Raw genomic sequence first — 21,931 nt, forward strand, 5'->3', positions numbered from 1 at the left:
TGAATGCCGGCCTTTAAGTGTTTTGACTGAATCAGTCAGTAGACAATTCCACCCTTCCATTGACTGTTGAAATCTCTACCTGGGCTGAACCACTACCTGTTGAGAAGTTCAACCAACGTCTTGGGCCATATTTCGCTTTTTGCATTTCATCACTTGTAATGCGATTAACAATTTTTCCCCCAGCATGGCCTTCAATATCAAATCGTGCGTTTACGTCCTTTTGGAAGGTCATTTCTATACGGCCGCCTACCGACGACGCCTGTACATCCCCTTCTTTGTGTAACATCATACCTACTTCGATACCGCCGTTTACCGTTGTAATATCCAAATCTCTTACCGTCGCCAACTTCAGTTCAATGCCTCCGTTGACGGATTCAGCCCTTACGTCTTCACTTTGTGACGTAAAGCGAATATTTCCGTTCACCGTATCCAGATTAAGGTCGCCATTGCCACTCTGTTCGCCGCGAATATCTCCGTTAACCGTTTCAACAGACAGGTCGCCTTCCACATTTTCTACATCAATGTTGCCATTGACAGATTCGAAGCGCATACGGCCAGATATCGTGTCAGCATCAACGTGCCCGTTCACCACTTCTACCTGTATTCCGCCACTTAGTTGTTCAAGCGATACGCGAGCATTGATGCTCTCATAGTTAATGCTACTTGCGCTAGGCACATATATGGTCAGGTCATCGCCTTCATCACTACTCCAGTTACCCCAGCCTCCCCAGCCTTTTGACTTAACTTCAACCTCTATACGGATCTCATCACCGCGCTTTTCGAAAATAAATTCTTCGGTTTTTTCACCCACTTCACCGGTAACTGTAACTTCGTTTTTATCCCATCCGATGATTTTTGCCTTGCCATTCATGTGCTCAATATGAACATAACCGTTTGCGGAGGCGCTCATGGACTCGTTCACGGCCTGTTGAGCAAAGGCAGCAGAGGAAGAAAGCGCTAAACCGACCATCGATAAAGAAATAATGACATTTTTCATAACCACACCTCGTATTTTAAATTTGCTGCCATTTGGGCGCATGTACTCGCTCAATTAACGCGATTTGCTGTTGATAAACATGCTGCAACATTTGCAACAGTGCGCCATTGGCTGGATCTTCTTCTAATGCGACTTTTATAGCAGTCGCCGCATCATCTAATTCTTTCATTTGTTCCTGCCAATTGTCAGAGGCAGGGTCTTGACCTTCAAACCTTACCAACATTGCATTGACCTGATTTTGCTGCTGTTGACTCAAAGACTCTACAAGTGCCGCACTTTGTATAGACAAGTCAGACCCTGCTTTTTCCTGTAAACCAAACCAACCCAGTGTCGCAACTAATGCAAACGATGCCGCACTCGCTAACCACACCGGAGCCTTATTTTTTGACACCTCAGACACGGGCGCATCATTTTTTGCTTGTCCTGGGTTTTCCAACGCTAGTTCTATACCTCGCCACAGATCACGCTGAGGCGACTTTTCACTAGGAAGCGCTGCTAACGCGTCTTGTAAGCGTTGTTCACTCATTTTCGTTTGCATCACTCATCCACTCCGTTAACAATTGCTTAGCCCGATGAAATTGCGCTTTGCTTGACCCCACTGCCATATCCAACATACTGGCTACTTCTTCGTGTCTAAACCCTTCAATAGCATGCAGCACAAAGACCATTCTGGCTCGTTCTGGCAACTTAAGAATATAGGCTTCCAAGTCAATATCACCTGCTGACCCAGCATCTGCGTCCTCATGAAGGCCTGCATCTTCAATATTAAATACCTTTTGCCACCAGCCTTTTTGCTTCCTGATATAAGACACGGTGACGTTAGATGTAACACTGTGCAGCCAGGTAGAAAATTTACTTTGACCACTGTAGTTGTCTAACTTTCTCCACAATTGGATAAACACCTCTTGTGTTGCGTCTTCAGCCAACGCCTTGTCTGCGGTCAAGCGAAAACACAGTGCATAAACTCTCCCAACATGACTCTCATACAGCTGCCGATAAGCCAGCTTGTCACCTTGTTTTGCCGCCTCTATCAGGCCTTTTTCTTGAGCCTGTTGGAAGGTCGTTGAAGCGTCTATTACGCTGCTTGTCATGGAAGACCAAGTCCTTGTTTCTTTGCTTTCTGTGTTGTTAGTCGTAGACTACACAGGAAAGGTTTAAACGGGTAAAAAAATTTCGGAGTAAAAATGCAAATTGATGGCCTCTTCGCAGGAAAACCCGCGCCATTCGGACCACGAAAAGCGCCTAGTAGCATTATTAAAACTGCCGTGCCCTTTCTTACTGTAACATCTGACGGTACAGAAGAAGACGAACAAGGCAATAAAAAACTTCATGGTGGCCCGGAAAAGGTACTGCATCAATACGGATTACCCGGTTATCGCCAATTGTCCAAAGCCTATCCATCTCTATCTGGTTCTTTTGTGCCCGGTAGTATTGGAGAAAACATTACCGTTGATGGTATGGACGATACCCGTGTTCAGGTTGGCGACATCTACAAAATGGGCGATGTCGTCTTACAGGTCAGTGCTCCTAGAGCGCCCTGTAATAAAATTTCTCATCGCTTTGGGGAAAAAAACATGGACAGGTATGTCGGTAAACATGGCATTACGGGTTGGTACTACCGCGTGCTTGAAACTGGAGTGCTGACGTTGAATGCCGAGGTGACGCTCATAGAGCGGCCAGTTGAATCGGTATCCATTCATGACCTAGTGACAGCCGTTTTTGCTGAAGAGGCTAAACATGAAGACCTTTGTTATTACAGCACACTGGAAGCCCTTGACCAGGAATGGCGTGAGAAGTGCAAGCACAAAGCAATGCGAGCCGAACGCTAGTCAATGACATACTTTGATACAAGCTTTTCCTTGTGGTTTTTTTGAGCATCGGCAATCATATTTGCTAAGAAGTGCTCGGAGTAACCTGCATGACGGTTAAAGTAGAAGATAGACCAATAGCCAGTGTCAGAGATCAAGTAGTCGATGTGCTGATCCACAATTACAGCCACGGAGTGATTTCAGAAGAAGCATTTGAACGCAGGTTAGACGTTGCCATGGGCAGCCGTGATCCCAGCCAGATAATGCAACAAATTTCTGACTTAGAAACCCCAGATGATTCCGAAATTAAGGAGCAGAAAAAACGACACTTCGACGTATCTTACGATCCGTACGCCCACGCAGATTCCGAGCATATTGTTAATATTTTCGGCGGTTCAGACAGAACAGGCCAATGGGTGGTTCCTTCTCAACTAAAAACGCTTAGCGTATTCGGCGGCAGTAAAATTGATATGACTGATGCCATTTTTACGTCGAAAGAAGTTCGCATTAAGTCATTTTGTCTATTTGGAGGTGAAACTTTATACGTGCCTCCCGGCGCTAGGGTAATGTCGTCTGTTATATGTATTTTTGGTGGAATGGACAACAAGGCGTCCACCCTTTCAGGTACACAGGGCCCTATTATTCGCATAGAAGGGATGGCCATCTTTGGCGGTATTAGCGTTAAAGTAAAAACCAACTTTAAAAAAATGTTTATCAATTTCGCACATCAAATGAAAACCATGATGAACACAAAATCGGGTATCTGACACTCGCTGGCTCTTGATCGCATTACTCGGGAGCTCTGTTCATTAATTGTCGGCCTTAATTTCTCCTTACCAACCCTGTTTGGTTTACTACACCTGCTTATTTTGACTATATTGATCAGATAAATAAGGTGGGGGAAGAATGATTGGCTAGACGAGCGGTTCGAGTTTTAGCAGAGTTAGCTGGCGTTGTCTGCTTATAAGGTGCGCTGAATGAGCATAAATAAAGCACTGATAGAGCATATAGAAACCTTACCTATGCTGCCCGTAGCGGTAACTAGGCTCTTAGCACTATCCCCTAATGACCCAAACTATTTCAAAAAAGTCCTGGCCATTTCAGAAGACGACCCCTCTTTGGCATTGCGTATTATCAAGTTCTCTAATACCGCATCACGGGTGTCTCGGCAGCCAATTACTGGATTAAAGGAAGCAATCATTCGGATAGGAATTAATGATATTTTCAGTCTGGTGGCTTCAATGGCCGTCACCAAAGTCTTTGTTCCGGCTACAACCGCGGAAAAACGCATTTGGGTTCATTCTTTGGAAGTTGCATTGCTAAGTCGATTTATTGCACGTGAGTTAATTAAAAATACCCAACTTTTGCCAGAGCACGCGTTTTTGACAGGGCTACTACATGATATTGGGCTTTTTTTAATGTTCGATCTGAACAAATCAACACTGGAAAAAGTTAATTGTTATGAGTGGGCTACCCCCAAAGAGCATATTGAGGCGGAAAAGCATATATATGGTACACCGCACCCTCTGTTAGGCGCTTATATATGTAAGATGTGGCAAGTCCCTGCTGACATTATTTGGGTGGTAAAAATGCACCATGACTACTCCCTTGCGAAGGCCCCCAAAGAGGATAGCGCTAATATCCATTTATTGAGAGTGGTTCAGCTTGCCGACTTCGTCAGTGAATTTATTTATCATTATCAAGACAGGGAAATGCTCACTGCACAAGCTATGACTGACGCAATAAACGAAAACATCATACTTTCAGAGTGGTTAGAGCAAACGGGGGCAGCCATAGACGATAATGTAATGGCTAATCTTCACAGCGTGTTGGAAATAGCAAAATATAAAAGCAAAGCGTTAGGATTGGGCTAACGCTACTCAACAAATTGGTTTAGCCCATTTTGCGTCGCCAATGCTAATTGCTTAGCCTGATTGGCTTCTTGGTTTGCGACCTGCATTTTATGTTGGATATCATCGCTCAACTGAGTGATAAGTTCAGTGCTGGAACTGGTATGCTCATGCTGATGTTGCAGTGCGGTGACTGAAGACATAATTAACTTAAATGCTTCTATATTCTGAATGAAGTCCTGCATCATAGTCGCGAAGGTATCTGATGTGCCTTTTATGCTTGATTGCATCTCATCAGACACATTGACCAAACGTGTAGACTCTTCTTGGGTCTCACCCACCAGGGTTTCCATATCATTCAGGAAGTGACTAATTTGCTGAGTAGCATCAGCCACTTTTGCAGAAAGTGTTCGAACTTCATCAGCAACCACAGCAAATCCGCGGCCTGCTTCTCCGGCACGTGCGGCTTCGATCGCCGCATTGAGTGCTAACAGGTTAGTCTGATCAGCAAATTCTTCCACCATGCGCAATATGTTTCGCACATTCTCTGCATTGGCCTGAAGCCCCTGCACTGTGCTGGAAAATTGTTGTAATAACGCCGTTATTTTTTCAATTTGTTGCTTGGACTCTGACAGATTTTGGTTTGCGTCTTCAGCATTAACCAAATTGCGCTTGTTGGTCATTGTGACTTGCTCTGATGCGCTAACTATATTGCTGATACTGTGGCTTACGGTTTGGGTGGACTCATTAATCTCATGACTCATAGACTTTTGCTTGGCCACTTGTTCATTTACGTCTTTCACCACGTTAGCCATCACCTGATTCGCATCACTAGATTTGTTCGCATCGTTGTGAATTTGATGAACTAGGTCACTCAGATTACTAGCAAATAAATTATAGGCTTCAGATACTTCCCGAAATTCATCCCGAGTGAAGGCGGGTAATCGCGTAGAGAGGTCACCACGAGTGTGATTGATGTCATTGAGCGTATTCAAGAGTGCCTTAACAGGCCTTACTATTAAATAGTGAAGATAAAAAATGGTAAATGCGAAACTGAAGGTACCCAAGACAAACAGAGTGATCATCGCTGATGTGAGTGAAGTTCGCTCTTCTGCGGGTGTAGCTGCGACCTGATAAAACAAATAGAAGTTAGCCACCTGAAACAAAAACAAGAAGGTAATATTGCCAATGATCTTCCGCGTGAGTGTATAAAAGAAGGTTCTTTCGATAACATCATACAACTGCCAAAATGCTTGCATACTTACCAGTCACTCTCTGTGAATTATGAAATCAATGTTTATACAGTCTACATCTCCAAGGCTAGTGTACAAGGCATGAGTATGCCAGTTATTGAGGTGAATCAGTGTTTTGTAAATATTAAATAAAAAAGGCCGGTCAAAAGACCGGCCTTTTCTAATATTTCTAAACGCTTATGCTTCAGCGATAACGACCAATTTTACTGTGGTTGTTACGTCTGAGTGAAGCTGCAAGTCAATATCGTACTCGCCTGTTTCACGCAGAGTACCGGTAGGCAATTTAACTTCAGCTTTAGCCACTTCAACACCTGCAGCTGTGATAGCTTCTGCGATGTCGCGCGTACCGACTGAACCAAAAAGTTTACCTTCGTCGCCTGCTGGCGCAGCAATAGTTACATTTTCCAATGCTTCTACTTTTTCTGCACGAGCTTGCGCTGCTGCTAGCTGGTCTGCGATTTTCGCTTCAAGCTCAGCACGGCGTGCTTCAAATTTTTCAACGTTTTCCTTTGTTGCTGGCACTGCTTTTCCCTTCGGAAACAAGAAGTTACGAGCGTAACCAGATTTAACGCTTACTTTGTCGCCCAATCCGCCAAGATTAGCGATTTTGTCTAATAAGATGATTTCCATCTAATCTACTCCTTCGCTAATTACTTGTGAGAATCTGTGTATGGAAGCAAAGCAAGAAAACGCGCGCGTTTAATTGCAGTAGACAGCTGACGCTGATACTTCGCACTAGTGCCAGTAATACGGCTAGGAACAATCTTACCGCTTTCGGTAATGTAGTTTTTCAATGTAGCAATATCTTTATAATCGATTTCTGCTACACCTTCTGCTGAGAAACGGCAGAACTTACGACGTCTGAAAAAACGAGCCATTATACTTCCCCTTATTCCTGATCTTCACTTGCAGCAGGAGCTGGCTTTGCTTCCACTCTTGGTGCTTCTTCACGACGCTCACGACGATCTTCTTTCATCATAGGCGAAGCTTCAGTGACTGCGCCTTTAGTGCGCATTACAAGGTTACGAAGTACGATGTCGTTAAAACGGAATGCCGTTTCCAACTCTTCGATAGCTTCTGCAGTTGCTTCAGCGTTAATAAGCACGTAGTGCGCTTTGTGAAGCTTCTCGATTGGGTATGCCAACTGGCGACGGCCCCAGTCTTCCAAGCGATGAACTTGTCCACCGTCTTGTTTTAGGATAGTGGTATAACGCTCGATCATACCAGGTACTTGTTCACTCTGATCAGGGTGAACCATAAATACGATTTCGTAATGACGCATCAAAACGCTCCTTACGGTTGTAGTCTCGGGCAGTGCAGCTATCTGCATAGAGACAAGGAACTTATAGTGGTAGCTGCAAGGGCGCGCATTATATAGATGTTAGCGCCCCTGTTCAACATTTATTCGCGTTATCAGAGTACTTAAAAAGTCTACTCCGCAAAAACCAATACACTGACACCGATTAACGCCGTGACTGACCATAGTGCCGTTTTCTTGCTGACCTTTTCACCCAGCACAAGTGCAACGCCCAGTGATAGCACGACACTTGTCGCAAAGAGAGTTTGCACAATCGCGGCTTTTGTATGTTGAAAGGCAAGCATTTGCAGATAAAGTGCAGCAACCGTTCCGAGTACAGTAGCAGCAGCGAAGAGCTGCCAGGTTTTAACGACATTTTCAGTTTTGGGCTTCCAGTTTTGGCGCATGACCAGCATCAGAATCACAATAATGGCCATCCCACCAATCAATCGAATTTGGCTGGCATTGAAAGCATCCAAATCCGTGTAAGTGGTTAAAATATCGCGACTTATAACGGCGCCAACAGCCTGACAAAGTGCTGCTAACCCCGCGAATACATAGCCAGACAGAACAAAAATTTGCGTCTCGTCTTTTTTTTGTATTTTTACGATTACGTCTACAGAAAAAATAACGATAGCAATGCCTAGCCACTGCTCCCAGGTTAACCACTCGTTGATCCAGGCCATTGCCATGAGTGCTGTGAAAATTGGAGCTAGCGTCTCAGCCACTAAGATACTCTGGCTGTCACCTATTTTGTTTAGTGCCTGAAAGAAAAATGTATCGCCCAATCCAATCCCTATTACCCCACTCAAAAGTAGCCATATATAGGCACTGTTCGGTAATGCTATACCGGGAATGAAGAATGTGGTGATAACCCAAAGTAGTACAATGGCTACCAGCCCTTTATAAAAATTTAACGCCAATGGCGAAAAGGATCGCCCTAGCACTCTAAAAAGCCTTGCTGCTATTGCCCAACATAAAGCCGTGCTGAGTGCTGCTACCTCACCAATCATTTTTTGTCGCCGCTGTATAAAAAGGCGCACAGGGTATCAGCTCATTTAAAATTTGCAAAAATTCAGATTTGGTTGATAGTTTTAGTGTGTTGGAAATAAATCCAAGTTGTTATGGTTGAATATTTAATAGAGAAATATAAGTTGCAGCCACACCCGGAGGGCGGTCACTACAGACAAACCTATGTCTCGTCTCAGACCGTTTTATCTCCGGTAAACAAAGCGCCAAGAAGCGCGGTGACTCAAATTTATTTTTTACTCAGAATGGGCGAGGTGTCACGCTTTCACAAAGTCTTACACGATGAAATTTGGCACCATTATGCTGGCGCCCCCCTGACGCTTCACCAGTTTGATGGCAACACTATCGATACACATACCATTGGCGGAAAAGACGGTGAGTATACCGCAGTAATCCCGGGCGGTATGTTTCAAGCCGCTGAATCGGCTGGCGAATACTCACTGGTAGGCTGCACAGTTGCTCCCGGGTTTGATTTTGCAGACTTCACCTTTATTGAAGACAGTAAAACTCAGGTGAGCCTGCTCAATCATTATCCCAACTTTCAACGCTTTCTATAACATTATTGCTGCCAAGCGTAACTTATTTTCATGAAAGCAGATTGCTGCCTGGTAACCAGAGGCCCCTGCTCCAACCTGTTTCGTGCCTCTTGTCCAAAGCCAATGAAAAGTTTCGTTAACGGATCTATCTTATAGGAATATAGCAGCTGCGCGTTGAAGTCTTTAGACTTAGCCTTTACCTCATACGGGTAGTTATCAGGGTTCCTGTCTGTATTGTCATACGCCACAATAAGTCGAATCAGGTGTCTTGCATCAAACTGATAGGTGAATCGCAAGTCTGTCAGCCTGGCGGTAAACAGCGGCTGACTCGCCGATTCGAGCTCGCTGAATAACTGGAAAAAACTTATTTTCGCGTGCTGACCAATGTTCCATTCAATTTCAGATTCAGCAAAGAGTCTGTCACCCAAACGGTTATTAGCATAGTCAATTACCTCACCCGTGCTGACAAAGCCACTGATAAAGAATTCCGGAACAGGTCGTATTTCGGCATACAAAGAATAAAAGTATTCATCAAACAGAGTTGAACTGAAATCAACGGACAAATTACTGCTGTCCTGCCGCTGCCCTCGGTTTACACGTTTAAGGTATTGCAACTCAACATAGGACTGCTTTGCACCTAAAACCGACGCGTAAACCTCTACCTCTCTCTCAATGAGTTCTCCGTTTTGATTGTGAGTAATATCCCAGTCACCGTTTACACGAATGCGGTTCCACCAGCTGTCCTCCTCTTCATTCCACCAGTAGTAGCCTCCACCAAGTACACTTTTGGTAAAATCGGTCCGCGATTGAAACCCTAAATCAGCTCTGAACCCCTCAGAAAAGTCAGAGTGGTCAGCCCTGAACCACCAATCTCGCCTGGCATGTTCATAGGTAAGCCTGTATGCCTGCCCTGAAAATGCCTCTTGGAATTTTGTACGCAGCCCGGCCTCAGAAGCGCCATCGGGGTCTGAGCAATCATTGGCGCAGAAGTTTTGAAAAAAGCCGTCTGGGTACTCGGTATCAGAGCGCATGTACTGAAACCAGAAAGTATCGTTTTCTGTTAGTTGGTACTTGCTATCAAAAGATGACAACAAATTATGATAATTGTCAGAAGAGCGGAAAGTACCTAGCCCACCTACTGACCAGTCATTACTTACATCATATCGATATCGTACCGCACCGTTGATACTGGATTCATCGATAAACCCCACACGTGAGCCTAAATTTCCAGGAACAATAAACTGAGTAGTGTCATCGTCTGCCACAAAAACACCTAAGGTGTGACTATCTTTTTGACCGGTAAACTTAGCTCCGACATTGGGCGCATTGATATTTCGCGTGTAAACCAAGTTTTGGTTAGTTGAAAAGTACTCAGCATTCTCGACAAAGAAAGGCCTTAGCTCATCAAAAAATAGCGAAAATGTATTATTAATGCTGACTTGTGCGACATCTGCTTCGACCTGAGAAAAATCAGGATTAAATGTAGCCTGAAGTAGGCTTTGAGGCGTGACATTCCAATTTACATCAAGTCCTACTTCCTGATTGTCTTCGCTATTCCAACTGTTTTCCTCAAAGTCACGGGCTCTTGTTGCACCCACAACGGCCGTAGGTACCCATACTAAGTTCGTAGAACGCTGTACATTTTCAAACCCTTTAATTTCACCCAATTGACACAAAATACAGGGGTTGTTTCTGTCTCTGGGCAGGTTGGAAATCCGATAACGATTTTCTCGTGGATAAAAGCGAACCAACTCGGCGCGCCAGGTTTTTTCGCCCTCAGCCCCAGAAAAGCTCATAGCCTTGAGGGGGATCGCCATTTCTACACGAAAGCCATCTTCATGGGTTTCTCCAGAGGAGTACCAGATCGCATTCCAGCTATCACTTTCACTGCCTGTAATTTCATTTTCGATCGAATCGAGCTGTATGCCGAACGGATTGACGAAAAACTGATAGGCTAGGCGCTCATTATTGAAGGGATCTAATTTGATACCTACCAAGTCGTCATCCCAGGCTTTGTCTCTGTCTTGGTAAAAAGCAGCCAAGCGTTCACCTGGTCGGGTTTTTGCGTCAAATGCAACGAACAAAGTGGTACCGTTTTCAAATAAATACGCAGTGGTTTTAACAGGCGGTGCAGTATTTTCAAACGGGCTCGTCACATAATTTAACTCGACTACAGCGGCGTTTTGCCAAACACTCTCATCTAATTTCCCGTCGATGGAAATCGCGTCTGTAGACACATCAATAGAAGGAATAGAAATCGGTTTAGAGGGGGATTGCGCGACGGCATTAGAACTTAAGGTCGCAAAACAAAACAATAGGACTAGGGTGCGAAAAAACAGCATTTTCTGCGCTCTCTTTATTATTGTAATTTTTCTCGCGCCATTTATACGGCATAAGGCATGAATTGCAAGTAAAACAAAAGGGTAATGTTCAGGCCACTTTATTACGACCAGACTCTTTAGCCAACGTCAGTTGTTTTTCTGCCTTCTCAATGAGTGAACAAGCGTCATTTTCCAAAGAACGAAAAGAAGCCGCGCCCACGGATACGCTCAGAACGCCACTGGGGGCATGACTATGCTTTAATTTGGCTTCTGACACTGCGCTCACTATTTTTTGGCCCACATGCATAGCGCCGATTAAGTTGGTTGCTGGCAATATGATCACAAACTCCTCACCGCCAAAGCGGCATATGCAATCTGGTTCTCTATTGATAGCTTTACGCAAAATATGGGCAATTTTCCGAAGACAGGTATCGCCTTCTTCATTTCCATAGGCAATGTTGTATCGCTTAAAGTGGTCGACATCGATAACGAGAAGGGCCAAATCACCTTCATAACGGTTGGCATAGGCAAGCTGCTCTTTAATATGCTTGTCGTAAAAGTAGCGGTTCTTCAGCCCGGTTAAAGGATCCGTATGGAGTAGCCGGCGGCTAATTTCGATATGCCAGAATGTGGTCAGATGAGACATAACCCGCATGTTTAGCGCCGCTGGTGACACGGGCTTTCTCAGAAAGTCAGTACCACCCGATTCCCAGCAAGCAATTTCAGTTTCTTCCTTGTTACATGAAGTCAGGAAAATTATTGGGCACCGGGTGAGTAACCCCATTTCTCTTATCCTTCGGCACATTGTCCAGCCATCAATATGGGGCATCTTGGCATCTAAAATAATGAGGTGTGGTGTATGCGTTCGGCAATAGGTCAGGGCATCTTCGCCTGAATTAAAAACAGCAACATTTTCAAAATCAACAAGGCCCTGTCGCAAGGCTGCAGCCTCAGACGGATTGTCATCAACAATAAGAATTCGAGAGTCAAACAACTCTGAGGTTTGCGACTGAACCATAATTAACCAGAAAAAGACTGTTCATTTTTTAATCGTGTGGAAATTAAGTATTACGCCATCGAGGCCAAATGCGCAAATAGTTTTGTTACATTTAAATTTTCTTAAGTAATGCATCTACATAGGGATGAGGCTATATTGGAGGTCTATTTGATCAGAAGCGTTGAAAAATAAGGAAGAATTATGAGCGAAAGGATTGCCAATCTGGACGTTTTGAGAGGATTTGCACTGCTTGGCCTTCCTCTCATGAATATTATCGTGTTTTCCATGCCCTTTGGTGCCTACCTAAACCCCATGGCTTACGCCGGCGATTCGGCACTAAACCACGTTGTTTTTAGTTTTTTATTTGTTTTCGCTGATCAGAAGTTTATGAATTTGTTCTGCCTACTTTTTGGCGCAAGCATTGCGTTACTGGCTGAAAAACTTATTCAGAAAAAGGGCGCGGCGGCTGGATCTTTTTACGGTCGTATGGTGTTGCTACTCATGATCGGGGTCTGTCACTTTTGGTTTATTTGGGAAGGCGACATTTTAATGTTCTACGCGATAGTGGGCATGGTGTCATTTCTATTTTATCGCCTGCCTGCTTCTGTACTTGGAACGTTGGCAGCTATAGCGTTGGCGGGTTCTGTCTGGTTACATTGGCAAAGTGATGTAGATCTCGACAGTATGCCTCCAGAAGCGGCTCAAGAAATCATAAATTTTTACCACCCATCTTCGGAGCATACTGAAACTTACAGACAAGCCATGCTAGGTTGCTATAGCGATGTGATGGGTGCAACGTCGCGCAGTGAAGGAAGTGAAAGTGAAGAAACCCCTGAGTTTTTCATGTTTTTGCTGCATTTTTTATGTGCTGTATTGTTAAAAATTGCCGGTCTCATGTGGCTGGGAATGGCACTGTATAAAAGTGGTTTACTACAAGGACGAAAGCCGGCTGCGACCTATAAACGGCTTGCAATAAGCAGCCTTAGTGTAGGCTACGTCATTACGGTTGCAACTTTGTACTCGAACTATGCTGCCGATTGGCACTTCAATCATTTCTTTGAGTACAGCCTAGCTTTGACAACCATAGGCTCCATAGCAATCTCAATTGGCTATATGGCGCTGATAAATTTGTCCTTAATCCGAACCCTAAACTCCCCGTTGCAGCGATGGCTGTCACCCGTTGGAAAGATGGCTCTGACTAATTATCTCACTCAGTCTATTGTTTGCGCCCTGCTTTTTTATGGCTACGGGTTTGGACTATGGGGTGAATTAAACCGCTTACAATTAATGCTTATCGCGTTAACTATTGGTTTATTTCAGATTGGCCTTTCTACACTATGGCTTCGTGTATTTGCGCAGGGGCCCGTCGAATGGCTGTGGCGGAGTGTCAATCAATTGAAACTTTCACCAATACTCGCACAACGATAGATCCTGCTAGCAGTCCGCGGTTACCAACGTAAGCGTGCAATCAGGGAACCCAAACGAGTCATATAGGATATAGCACCCCTCATCGGTGGGGGTGCCCGATGCAGGTAATTCTAGGCCAATCAGGGCGTACCGATTGGTTTCTCTGGTTAAAAATTCTTCCGATAAATTAAGGTAATCAGCCATTACCAGAGAGTCTGACAATTCAGCCCTGGCTTCAGGACATAAGTTTCTCCAATCCACTTCAGAAGCACCGTAGCCAAAATCTACCAAAAACTCAGTTTGAGAGCTGCCGCCGGGGTTTTCGGCAGCCGGCCTGAGGCCATTAAGACGCGCTTTAATCTTAACTAAATCAATTGTACCCTGCATTTCTCCCTTTAGCGCTGTAAGCGCCGCAACCCTTGCATCTTTTGACAAAGAGATAAATTTTGGTGCGGCCACAACAGCCAGGACCCCAATAAGCACAATGACAATCACCAGCTCGATTAATGTAAATCCTTTTATTTTCATTATATTAGCACGATTAGTTGAATAATTTTTTCAGCTATACTACTGGCTGTGCGTGTTCAAGCCAAGTAATTGGCTCAAAAATCGCCTATACCACTGACACAACCTGGTTCCGGCCAAGCTTCTTAGCAGAAAACAGCGCTTTGTCAGCTCGGCCAATGATAAATTCAACCGAGCTGTTTTCGTCTGGCACTAGCGTGAAAACACCAATGCTGATAGTTAAAAAGGGGTACGGAGATATTGCAGATGATTCAATGTTGGCCCGTTCAACGTGCGAACGCAGACTTTCTGCTACTTGTTGAGCACCTGCTTGTGGCGTGTTGGCCAATACGATCGCAAATTCTTCACCACCATATCGGCATACCGTATCCTCGGGCCTTTTGCAGATTGTGCCAAGAATTTCAGCCACTTTTATTAATGCCTTATCACCCTGCTGATGACCAAACTCATCGTTAAAGTGTTTAAAGTAATCAATATCTACAATGAACAGCGAAAGTGGCTCCTGTTTTCTTGTTGCAACAAGGAGTTGCTTTTCTATTGTTTCATCAAAAACCCGTCGATTGAATATGTTGGTTAGGCTATCGGTTTTTGATAATTCCGCGAGAGAGTCGTTAGCCTCAGCTAACTTGGCTGTTTTCGCCTCTAAATCTGCATTAAGCGTTTGTAATTTTGTTTTCGATTTCACCGTAAAGCGGTGTCGTTGTACGAGCAAAAACAACACAAAAACTAATAGCACTAGAGCAACACCTAACAAAGTATTCTCAGTCTTTCTCGCTTTTTTCTCGGCCTCTGTCAGTTCTTGTAAATACTGTACCTTTAGCTCATTTTCTTTCACCCCAAAATCAGCTTGAATGTTCATTAACTGTTTTGAATTGGCCTCGTTAAAGAGCTTAGTGTATTCATCAAAGTATTGTTGATGGTAAGACAGCGCTTGAGCATAAGAGGCCATGTCTTCATAGGTTTGTGAAATCAATTGCAGTGTTTCGGTGCGAATAACAGGTGCACCACTAATTTGATCAGCGTCTAATACAGAGAATAGGGTTTGTAGTGCATCCTCATGCCGCCCCATTTTATTCAGTGTACTGCCTATGTTGTTAAGCGTACCCAATTCTGAGATTTTGTCTCCCAACGCGCGACGCATCTCCAGGCTTTGTTGAAAATGCGTTAGCGCTTCTTCGTAGTTTCCCTCTAAATGAAGGAGCGTACCAATATTATTAAGAGAACTCGCGACACCACTTTGATTGTTGATGTCTTTTCTGATGTCGAGGGCCTTTACGTAATAGTCTCTTGCACTCGAAAAGTCTTCCATACGGCGGTATGTATGACCGAGATTGTTATAGGAGTGGGCTAGGCTGGCTGGTCGGTCTAGACTTTCTTTTATCTCGATAGACTGCATGAGATATTCGATGGACTTATCAAGCTCTCCTGCATTTCTGAAACTGTTACCAAGGTTGTTGTAAGATATTGCAATTCCCCATTTGTCTTCAATTCTGCGCCGAATTTCTAGCGCCTTTATATGAAGCTCAAGAGATAGTGCAAACTGTCCTTGTGCACTTCTAATTAACCCCAGGGTATTGAAAGTTTCTGCCTGTAATTTGGGCTTATTCAGACTTGCGAAAATCTTCGAGGCTATCAGGATTTGATCTACCGCAGAGTTATACTGTCCCAGCTTTCGCATGGCAATACCAATGCTGTGTCTAGCTTCAGCTTCCATCAAGCGATTCTGTTCTCTTTGTACAGAGTCCAGTAATTCTTTGGCTATGGCTATCGCACGCTCTGGGTCTTTTTCACTCAACTGCCGGGAAAGTGCTAGCTGTTGCGCATAGTCAGCCTGTGCCACAAATACGCTAAACAGCAACGCGAGTGTTAACAGGACTTTTCTCAACATTATTACCCGACTGAATTAGTGACAACAGACTAAATTGCTCGTTGAATATAAGATAAATACACTATGAGGAAAACACTAAACCTCAAATAGGCTGACTACACTAACAAGTCTTTGATCTCAGACAACTCTTTCTTACCATTTATGAGCTCATCAGGTGTTAATCCTGATAATTCGTGTGGGAAAACCAACCATTCTTCGCTTTCTTGTACATAGTAATGAGGGGTTAGATTCGTCTTATTGTTGGCAGGTTTGTACCATGGGCAAGCAATACGGATATCACTGGGTGTATTTAAGCGCGACAATTTTTTAATATGCTCGATCAGCGCTTCTACAGAGCGACCAGAATCAAACACATCATCAACAATCAACAATGAATCCTCTGAATTGGCATTTTCAATAAGATAATGCAGGCCATGCACTTTAATGGTTTTAGACTGTTGACCAATGCCGTAATACGATGAAGTGCGCACAGCGATATGGTCCGTTTCAACACCTTTAAAATCAAAGTATTCTTGTACCGCTATGCCAATAGGTGCGCCACCACGCCATATGCCTACAATAAAATCGGGGCGGAAACCGTCCTCATAGACTTTATTGGCAAGGCGAAAAGAGTCTCTTAACAACTCTTGCGAAGTAATGAATAACTTAGATGACATACAGACACCTTATGGAAGAAACAATAAATATGGAATATGGTCAGTATACAAGATTTGTACGTCTGTTGAATATATCGCCCTAGCGGGTGACCTTAGTATGATAAAGAGATGTCGTAATGAAGAACAAAAAAGCACTTTTAGCCATGCGGGTTACGGCAGCTATCGTCACTTTAGCCAGCATCTATCTTCTCGCTCCGTGGAAGCAGGCTCTGTATTATTTATACCCTTTGCCAAGCTCAATGGAAGGTGTTGTTGAAGAGATAATTGAACAAGACATTGATGGTGTAATTGTTTATATCAAGCAAAAAGATAAACCCGCTCAGATGTACGCAGCGGGTTGGCACAACCGGCAGGCACGTATACCTGCCTACCCACAGGCATTGTTTAAAATAGCCAGTATTGCCAAGCTCTATGATGCGGCAGCGGTCGCTAAGTTGGTTGCAGACAATAAGCTTTCACTACAAGGCACGCTTTCTGACTACCTGCCAGAACTGGGCGAGAGGATTCAGTTTGCGGATAGCATTACCCTGGAGATGCTGGTTCAGCACCGAAGTGGCATTCCCAATTTTACCGATCACCCGAGTTTTAATTGGGGGGAGTCATCACTTGACGTTATGTCACTGGTATTGGACATGCCTGCAGACTTTGAGCCCGGCGAAGATTATGCTTACTCCAACAGTAACTACCTGTTACTTCAGACAATCATGACTGCTGTCTTGGGCTATAGCTATGAGCGCTATATTGAAAAAGTAATGCTCGAGCCACTGGGTTTAACGCAAACGTATTTCTCAGTTAGCAATGTACCCTCGAGCCAACTTATGAGTGGCTATCATGTCGGTTATGAGGATGATTTTAAATTCTTGGACCAGGGTTATGTTGCAACCGCAGAAGACGTCGGAATTTTTGTCCAAGCACTGAATGATGGCACACTGTTTTCTGAACAAGAAAGCAAAATATACTCATCACTTTATGAGTACGAACATACTGGCTGGGTACTGGGTTATATCAGTGTGGTTAAATATCACCCCGCCCTCGATGCGACAGTCGTGCTCTTCATTAATACAACGGGTGAAGAAACCATTCTTTACAGAGATATTTTGTATGGGCGTATTGTGGACTTGCTGGCAAAACAAAAAAGCCCCGCTCATTGAGCAGGGCTTCCGGAATAATGGTGCCCAGAGGCGGGATCGAACCACCGACACGCGGATTTTCAATGTAATACAAGGTTTTAATTATTTGTTTTAGTTGATTTTTTATTTTCTTTGCAAATTCTTTGCATAAGCCAGCGTTTCATGATCTACTATCAGCATGGCTATATTAATTGAACGACACAACATCAATGACGAACTGTATATCTTTAAGCAGGATAACAGTGAACGTTGGTATGCGCGCTTTATACTGACAAATCATAAAAAATGGCTGTGTAAATCGACCAAGAAGAAAGATAAGGATGAGGCCATCGCAATGGCACATCGTATCTTTCTTGACCATCAAATAAGACATGAAAACAACAGCTTGGTACAGAGCAAGCGGTTTAAGGATGTTGCTGAGCGTGTTATCAAAAAGCTGGAACATCAGCTTGAACATGGCGGTGGAAAGCGGACTTACAAAGACTATATCCGAGCACTAGAAAACTATCACATCCCCTACTTTGCTCGCACGTTCGTCACTTCCATAGACCAAGAAGCCATAACGAAATTCGATGAATGGCGTAAGAGGAAAATGAGTAAACCGCCAGCTTCATCTACACTTCAAACACATAATTCGGCATTACACCTTGTATTCAAGGAAGCTATTGAGCAGAAATGGATGATAGCCGCTCAAGTTCCAGTGCTATCATCAAAAGGTGAAGCTGGTACACGCCGTGCTGCTTTCTCAGAGGAAGAGTACGAAGCTGTACTTGAAGAAATCTACGAAGGTGAGCGAAACGCTCACAGTGAAAAAACCAGACAGATTCGAGAGTTGCTCTATGACTACTGCGAGATTGCGGTAAATACTGGTATCAGACCCGGTACAGAGATGGAGAACCTGACTTGGAAAGACATTGAGATTAAGACTCAAGGCTCCAAGGCCCAGTTCTTTATCCATGTAACAAAAGGCAAAACCACAAAGTACACAGGTACGCGAAAGGTGGTTTGTAAACGGGATGTCATAGGTGCATTAATTCGACTTCGCGAACGTTTTCCATTGCGCACTCCGAATCAAAAACTATTGTTGTTGGCGAACGGTGAGTCGACACCACAGCTGGGCAAAGCATTCGAAAAAGCACTACAAAGCTCCGCGCTAAAAGATTCTCCCAGAGGTCCAAGAACTCTTTACTCGCTAAGGCATACCTACATCACTTGGCAGCTACTAGCTGGAACCAGCATGGACGTTATTGCACGCCAATGTGGAACGAGTGCAGCAATGATTGAGCAGCACTATAGCCATGTTAAACCTGAGATGTTTGCAGATACTTTATCAGGAGTTACGTTTGATCAAGAAAAACCTCAGCCTAAATCGAAGAAAAGACAAGCTGTCGATGCCAAAAATATGGAACGCGATGAGAAACGGTTTAAAGAATGGGAAGCTGAGTATAAGAAACGCGGATGCATCTGACTCGGCTCCTTACTGCTTTGACATGCATTTAAAGACATACAGCTTTCCCAACTAAAACTCCTCTTGGGAAAATTGAACTATATTGCTACACTGTGTCTAAAAAAGTGTCTAATCAACTAAAAGCTTTTGGGAATTGCAAAGTTTATGAATGGAAAATTTCAGGACGCACCTTTGGTTTATGTCTGTGCTCAGTTTAAGTTTAATTTTCTAGATCTAACCCTTGAGCAAGAAATAGCAGTTGGACAAGCTCTACAAAAAACAATTTTCAGAAAGCGGTTAAATTCCAAAGACTCGGTCACATCAATTACTCCTGGGGCTACTCCTAGGGTAGAAAACCTAACGGTGGAGCGTGAGGCGTACTTCTCCATGGACCAAAGAAACTGCCTTGTTATAGATAAAGACAATAATCTAATCGAATTTAGAACAAGCAGATACGAAAGATCGAATGATTTCATTGGAAATATATTCGCAGCTTTGAAAGCTATGACCGAAGCAGTTACACCCATGCAAGATTTTTCTGTTGCTGAAGTCAGTTTCAATTATGTTGATATAATCGCGCCTAAAGCTGATCGGCAGTTGCAAGACTATTTTGCTCATGGGGATAAAGCATTACCACTGTCTGTAATTAAAGACGTCTCTGACAATGATGTTTTACAAATAGGTAGCACGCGATTCACAAGGGTTCTCAAAGACAATAGAACAAGATTAGATATTGAGATTGAGCAGCTTCCAAAGTCATCCTCGACTCCAGAAATAAAATATCTACCAAATCAGTTAGTCGAGAGAAATCGAGCCTTTTCGATGCCTATTGATTTACCTTCGACATTGAATGTATTGGAAGAAGGTTTCTATGCTATGGTATGGACAAAAGCAAGTAAACTGCCACAGGATGACATAGGACTTGGCAGTCAAGAAGTTGAACAACTCTGCGTCAAGACACATGGTTTGGCAAAAGAGAGCTTTCACTCACTAATCAACCAAGATGTTTGTAAAACTGACTGGAACTGGGTTGATATCAAGCAGGAGCATTAAGAATGGATGGATATGTAGCAGAATCTCCTAATCCTGAAACATATGTAGAGCAGCGAGCATATGCTAGCGGTAACACCTATGCAGACAGATTTCTCTCGATAAAGCAGCAGTCAAGCTTTTCAAGAGGCGATGATATTCATACAAAGCACAGAGTATATGTGTTTGTCGTAAATCAAACCGAAGGTCTTGAACAGCCAGCACAACCTCAAGAAGCGTTATCAATTAGCGAGATTCAAAAACATATCGAGTCCGTTCTGAACTTTAACTCAACTCAAGCTGCTAAAATGGTAGGCGTGTCCAGAGCCACTTATTACAATCATAGGAACGAGTCTCAACCAAGCGAAGGTATTGTTCGCCTATATAATTCAGCATATGAAACCGTGAATAGAATTAGTGCATCGTATCCGGACGCACTAAAATCAATCAAACGAGTCCTTGTAAATGGCAAAACTTTATTGTCTTGGATGACAACAAACAAAGTAGACAATGAGGAGCTAGTCGAGCTAGCAAAGGTCGTACACGAAAAGGTGCAAGGTCAAACTCACCCCGAACCAAAAGCTATATCAAGAGAAACTCAAGATAAGCGAAAATTGATGAATTCGCGTTACGCGTAGCCAAAAGTCGTTTGAGGAAGTATGGACACAACGATGTCGACTGGTTTTTATGAGAACGGGATTACACAAGGCTGTGTTATTCCATTACGTATTTTTGATGCTACTCAAAAGCAAGCGGTTTTAGATGCATTACCTAGAAAGAAACATCGCGCCAAAATAAGCATTGTCAAAGATACAAACTTCGCGGTAATTTTAACCCAAGAGTGCGACCTCAATGCACCTCCACAGCGCCAACCGACAATTGAATTAGCGATAGCGAAGCCTGCGAAGAAAAATGAACGTCTAATCCTTGCTAAAAACCTTCATAAAATCCATGTACTTCATGATGATATCGGCTATATCGAGTTAGAATCAGACCTAATTGTTCAGTTGGAGAAAACTGAATTTCAACAGACTATAGTTGACGCTCGGGACAGTATCATAAGTAGCAATAATAACTTCAAGAATCTTATTATTAAGTGGCGATTACTTTCGTATGCAAGGGAGCCATTTCCTCATGAAGTTAATCAGCTAGTTAAAACTGCTATAAATGATAGTGAAGATACGAGACTTCATGACCTTCTGACTGGCAACACGGCAATAGACAAGCTAGTGGCGTATGTTTTTCCTGAGAATGAAGACGCCGAACACTATTACCTTGCTCTATCGCTACTATTGTATGAAGTAGATGACGACGCTAAAGAAGACATCGCCAGTGAATTTTATAGCATTTTAGAAGACCTTCACGGTAAAAGCGATAGGGTCACGATCCTCAACGTCGCAGATAACCTGATAGACGCACCAGAAGAAGTTGTGGAGGCTGATATTTATCCAGAACCTGCGTTCAGGCCATCAGATATTCAGCTAAGTGACTTCTTTAAATACCGAGAGTATAACGTCGAATACTTATGCTACTCTGATGATAGTGGCGAGAGAATTGACGAAGAAGATTAGTTGCACAGGTGATTTGTACTAACCAGTTCTTTTTTGTTATTTACACAACAGAATCGAACTCGTTACAGGTATGAACTGAGAGTACAAGCCTCTTGCCGCCAGGAGACTCTGCACAATACAAAAACCTAATGGCTCCGATTATAAGTCAGTTCAGTTGAGTACTGAACAGTAGCATGCTTAGTGCAACTCA

23 protein-coding genes are annotated in these 21,931 nt (G+C 43.6%); 10 read left to right on the plus strand and 13 right to left on the minus strand.

The window, feature by feature from the left end:
* Positions 1-31 precede the first annotated feature (31 nt).
* The 3 genes from DRW07_RS15255 to DRW07_RS15265 are packed head-to-tail and all read right to left on the minus strand — an operon-like array spanning position 32 to position 2,088.
* Positions 32-997 carry a DUF4097 family beta strand repeat-containing protein gene (locus DRW07_RS15255; RefSeq protein WP_124028815.1) on the minus strand — a complete coding sequence of 322 codons (966 nt, stop codon included), beginning with the start codon at positions 995-997 and terminating at the stop codon, positions 32-34.
* A 16-nt stretch (positions 998-1,013) separates the two neighbouring features.
* Positions 1,014-1,523, minus strand: a complete 510-nt coding sequence (locus DRW07_RS15260) for a hypothetical protein (protein WP_124028816.1) — start codon at positions 1,521-1,523, stop codon at positions 1,014-1,016.
* The gene (locus tag DRW07_RS15265) at positions 1,516-2,088 is read right to left on the minus strand and encodes an RNA polymerase sigma factor (protein ID WP_124028817.1); all 573 of its coding nucleotides are present in this window, start codon (positions 2,086-2,088) and stop codon (positions 1,516-1,518) included. Before DRW07_RS15265 ends, DRW07_RS15260 begins: the two co-directional genes overlap by 8 nt.
* A gap of 93 nt (positions 2,089-2,181) precedes the next feature.
* Between DRW07_RS15265 and DRW07_RS15270 the strand changes: the two genes are divergently transcribed.
* From DRW07_RS15270 to DRW07_RS15280, 3 genes are all read left to right on the plus strand, one after another.
* Positions 2,182-2,826 carry an MOSC domain-containing protein gene (locus DRW07_RS15270; RefSeq protein WP_124028818.1) on the plus strand — a complete coding sequence of 215 codons (645 nt, stop codon included), beginning with the start codon at positions 2,182-2,184 and terminating at the stop codon, positions 2,824-2,826.
* 89 nt (positions 2,827-2,915) lie between these two features.
* Positions 2,916-3,572: a DUF1707 domain-containing protein gene (locus tag DRW07_RS15275; protein WP_124028819.1), complete on the plus strand. Its 657-nt coding sequence runs from the start codon at positions 2,916-2,918 to the stop codon at positions 3,570-3,572.
* 210 nt (positions 3,573-3,782) lie between these two features.
* A complete protein-coding gene (locus DRW07_RS15280) occupies positions 3,783-4,679 on the plus strand; it encodes an HDOD domain-containing protein (protein WP_124028820.1) in 897 nt (298 codons plus the stop codon).
* Between the two features lie 2 nt (positions 4,680-4,681).
* On the opposite strand, the gene DRW07_RS15285 is transcribed toward DRW07_RS15280, so the two are convergent.
* The 5 genes from DRW07_RS15285 to DRW07_RS15305 form a co-directional block, all read right to left on the minus strand.
* Positions 4,682-5,914, minus strand: coding sequence for a methyl-accepting chemotaxis protein (locus DRW07_RS15285; RefSeq protein ID WP_124028821.1), 1,233 nt, complete (start codon positions 5,912-5,914; stop codon positions 4,682-4,684).
* A gap of 171 nt (positions 5,915-6,085) precedes the next feature.
* Complete coding sequence (rplI, locus tag DRW07_RS15290) at positions 6,086-6,538, minus strand: 50S ribosomal protein L9 (RefSeq protein ID WP_124028822.1); 453 nt, start codon at positions 6,536-6,538, stop codon at positions 6,086-6,088.
* Positions 6,539-6,558: 20 nt separating this feature from the next.
* On the minus strand, positions 6,559-6,786 hold the full coding sequence (gene rpsR, locus DRW07_RS15295; protein WP_100643580.1) for a 30S ribosomal protein S18: 228 nt from the start codon (positions 6,784-6,786) through the stop codon (positions 6,559-6,561).
* Positions 6,787-6,797: 11 nt separating this feature from the next.
* Complete coding sequence (gene rpsF / locus DRW07_RS15300) at positions 6,798-7,190, minus strand: 30S ribosomal protein S6 (protein ID WP_124028823.1); 393 nt, start codon at positions 7,188-7,190, stop codon at positions 6,798-6,800.
* 149 nt (positions 7,191-7,339) lie between these two features.
* Positions 7,340-8,218 (minus strand): DMT family transporter, encoded by an 879-nt coding sequence (locus DRW07_RS15305; RefSeq protein WP_338067773.1) that lies wholly within the window; start codon positions 8,216-8,218, stop codon positions 7,340-7,342.
* A 111-nt stretch (positions 8,219-8,329) separates the two neighbouring features.
* On the opposite strand from DRW07_RS15305, the gene DRW07_RS15310 reads away from it, so the two are divergent.
* The gene (locus DRW07_RS15310) at positions 8,330-8,791 is read left to right on the plus strand and encodes a cupin domain-containing protein (protein WP_124028824.1); all 462 of its coding nucleotides are present in this window, start codon (positions 8,330-8,332) and stop codon (positions 8,789-8,791) included.
* A 2-nt stretch (positions 8,792-8,793) separates the two neighbouring features.
* Here the strand turns inward: DRW07_RS15310 and DRW07_RS15315 are convergent, their stop codons facing one another.
* Together DRW07_RS15315 and DRW07_RS15320 are read right to left on the minus strand one after the other, a co-directional pair.
* Positions 8,794-11,112 carry a carbohydrate binding family 9 domain-containing protein gene (locus DRW07_RS15315; RefSeq protein WP_124028825.1) on the minus strand — a complete coding sequence of 773 codons (2,319 nt, stop codon included), beginning with the start codon at positions 11,110-11,112 and terminating at the stop codon, positions 8,794-8,796.
* A gap of 88 nt (positions 11,113-11,200) precedes the next feature.
* Positions 11,201-12,109, minus strand: coding sequence for a GGDEF domain-containing response regulator (locus DRW07_RS15320; protein WP_124028826.1), 909 nt, complete (start codon positions 12,107-12,109; stop codon positions 11,201-11,203).
* A gap of 180 nt (positions 12,110-12,289) precedes the next feature.
* Between DRW07_RS15320 and DRW07_RS15325 the strand changes: the two genes are divergently transcribed.
* On the plus strand, positions 12,290-13,516 hold the full coding sequence (locus tag DRW07_RS15325) for a DUF418 domain-containing protein (RefSeq protein ID WP_124028827.1): 1,227 nt from the start codon (positions 12,290-12,292) through the stop codon (positions 13,514-13,516).
* Positions 13,517-13,522: 6 nt separating this feature from the next.
* Here the strand turns inward: DRW07_RS15325 and DRW07_RS18540 are convergent, their stop codons facing one another.
* The 3 genes from DRW07_RS18540 to DRW07_RS15340 form a co-directional block, all read right to left on the minus strand.
* Positions 13,523-14,023, minus strand: coding sequence for a prepilin-type N-terminal cleavage/methylation domain-containing protein (locus DRW07_RS18540; protein WP_124028828.1), 501 nt, complete (start codon positions 14,021-14,023; stop codon positions 13,523-13,525).
* Positions 14,024-14,108: 85 nt separating this feature from the next.
* Positions 14,109-15,908: a tetratricopeptide repeat-containing diguanylate cyclase gene (locus DRW07_RS15335; RefSeq protein ID WP_124028829.1), complete on the minus strand. Its 1,800-nt coding sequence runs from the start codon at positions 15,906-15,908 to the stop codon at positions 14,109-14,111.
* A gap of 95 nt (positions 15,909-16,003) precedes the next feature.
* Positions 16,004-16,564, minus strand: coding sequence for a phosphoribosyltransferase (locus tag DRW07_RS15340; protein ID WP_124028830.1), 561 nt, complete (start codon positions 16,562-16,564; stop codon positions 16,004-16,006).
* Between the two features lie 116 nt (positions 16,565-16,680).
* Here DRW07_RS15340 and DRW07_RS15345 point away from each other — a divergent pair, with 116 nt between their 5' ends.
* From DRW07_RS15345 to DRW07_RS15365, 5 genes are all read left to right on the plus strand, one after another.
* A complete protein-coding gene (locus DRW07_RS15345) occupies positions 16,681-17,715 on the plus strand; it encodes a serine hydrolase domain-containing protein (protein WP_124028831.1) in 1,035 nt (344 codons plus the stop codon).
* A 157-nt stretch (positions 17,716-17,872) separates the two neighbouring features.
* Positions 17,873-19,162, plus strand: a complete 1,290-nt coding sequence (locus DRW07_RS15350) for a tyrosine-type recombinase/integrase (protein ID WP_124028832.1) — start codon at positions 17,873-17,875, stop codon at positions 19,160-19,162.
* A 144-nt stretch (positions 19,163-19,306) separates the two neighbouring features.
* Positions 19,307-20,194 (plus strand): TIGR04255 family protein, encoded by an 888-nt coding sequence (locus DRW07_RS15355; protein WP_124028833.1) that lies wholly within the window; start codon positions 19,307-19,309, stop codon positions 20,192-20,194.
* 2 nt (positions 20,195-20,196) lie between these two features.
* Positions 20,197-20,808, plus strand: a complete 612-nt coding sequence (locus tag DRW07_RS15360; RefSeq protein WP_124028834.1) for a hypothetical protein — start codon at positions 20,197-20,199, stop codon at positions 20,806-20,808.
* A gap of 21 nt (positions 20,809-20,829) precedes the next feature.
* Positions 20,830-21,741, plus strand: coding sequence for a hypothetical protein (locus DRW07_RS15365; protein WP_124028835.1), 912 nt, complete (start codon positions 20,830-20,832; stop codon positions 21,739-21,741).
* The last annotated feature ends 190 nt before the right edge of the window (positions 21,742-21,931 follow it).

Source organism: Paralteromonas sediminis (genome assembly GCF_003820355.1).
Taxonomy (GTDB): Bacteria; Pseudomonadota; Gammaproteobacteria; order Enterobacterales; family Alteromonadaceae; genus Alteromonas_F; species Alteromonas_F sediminis.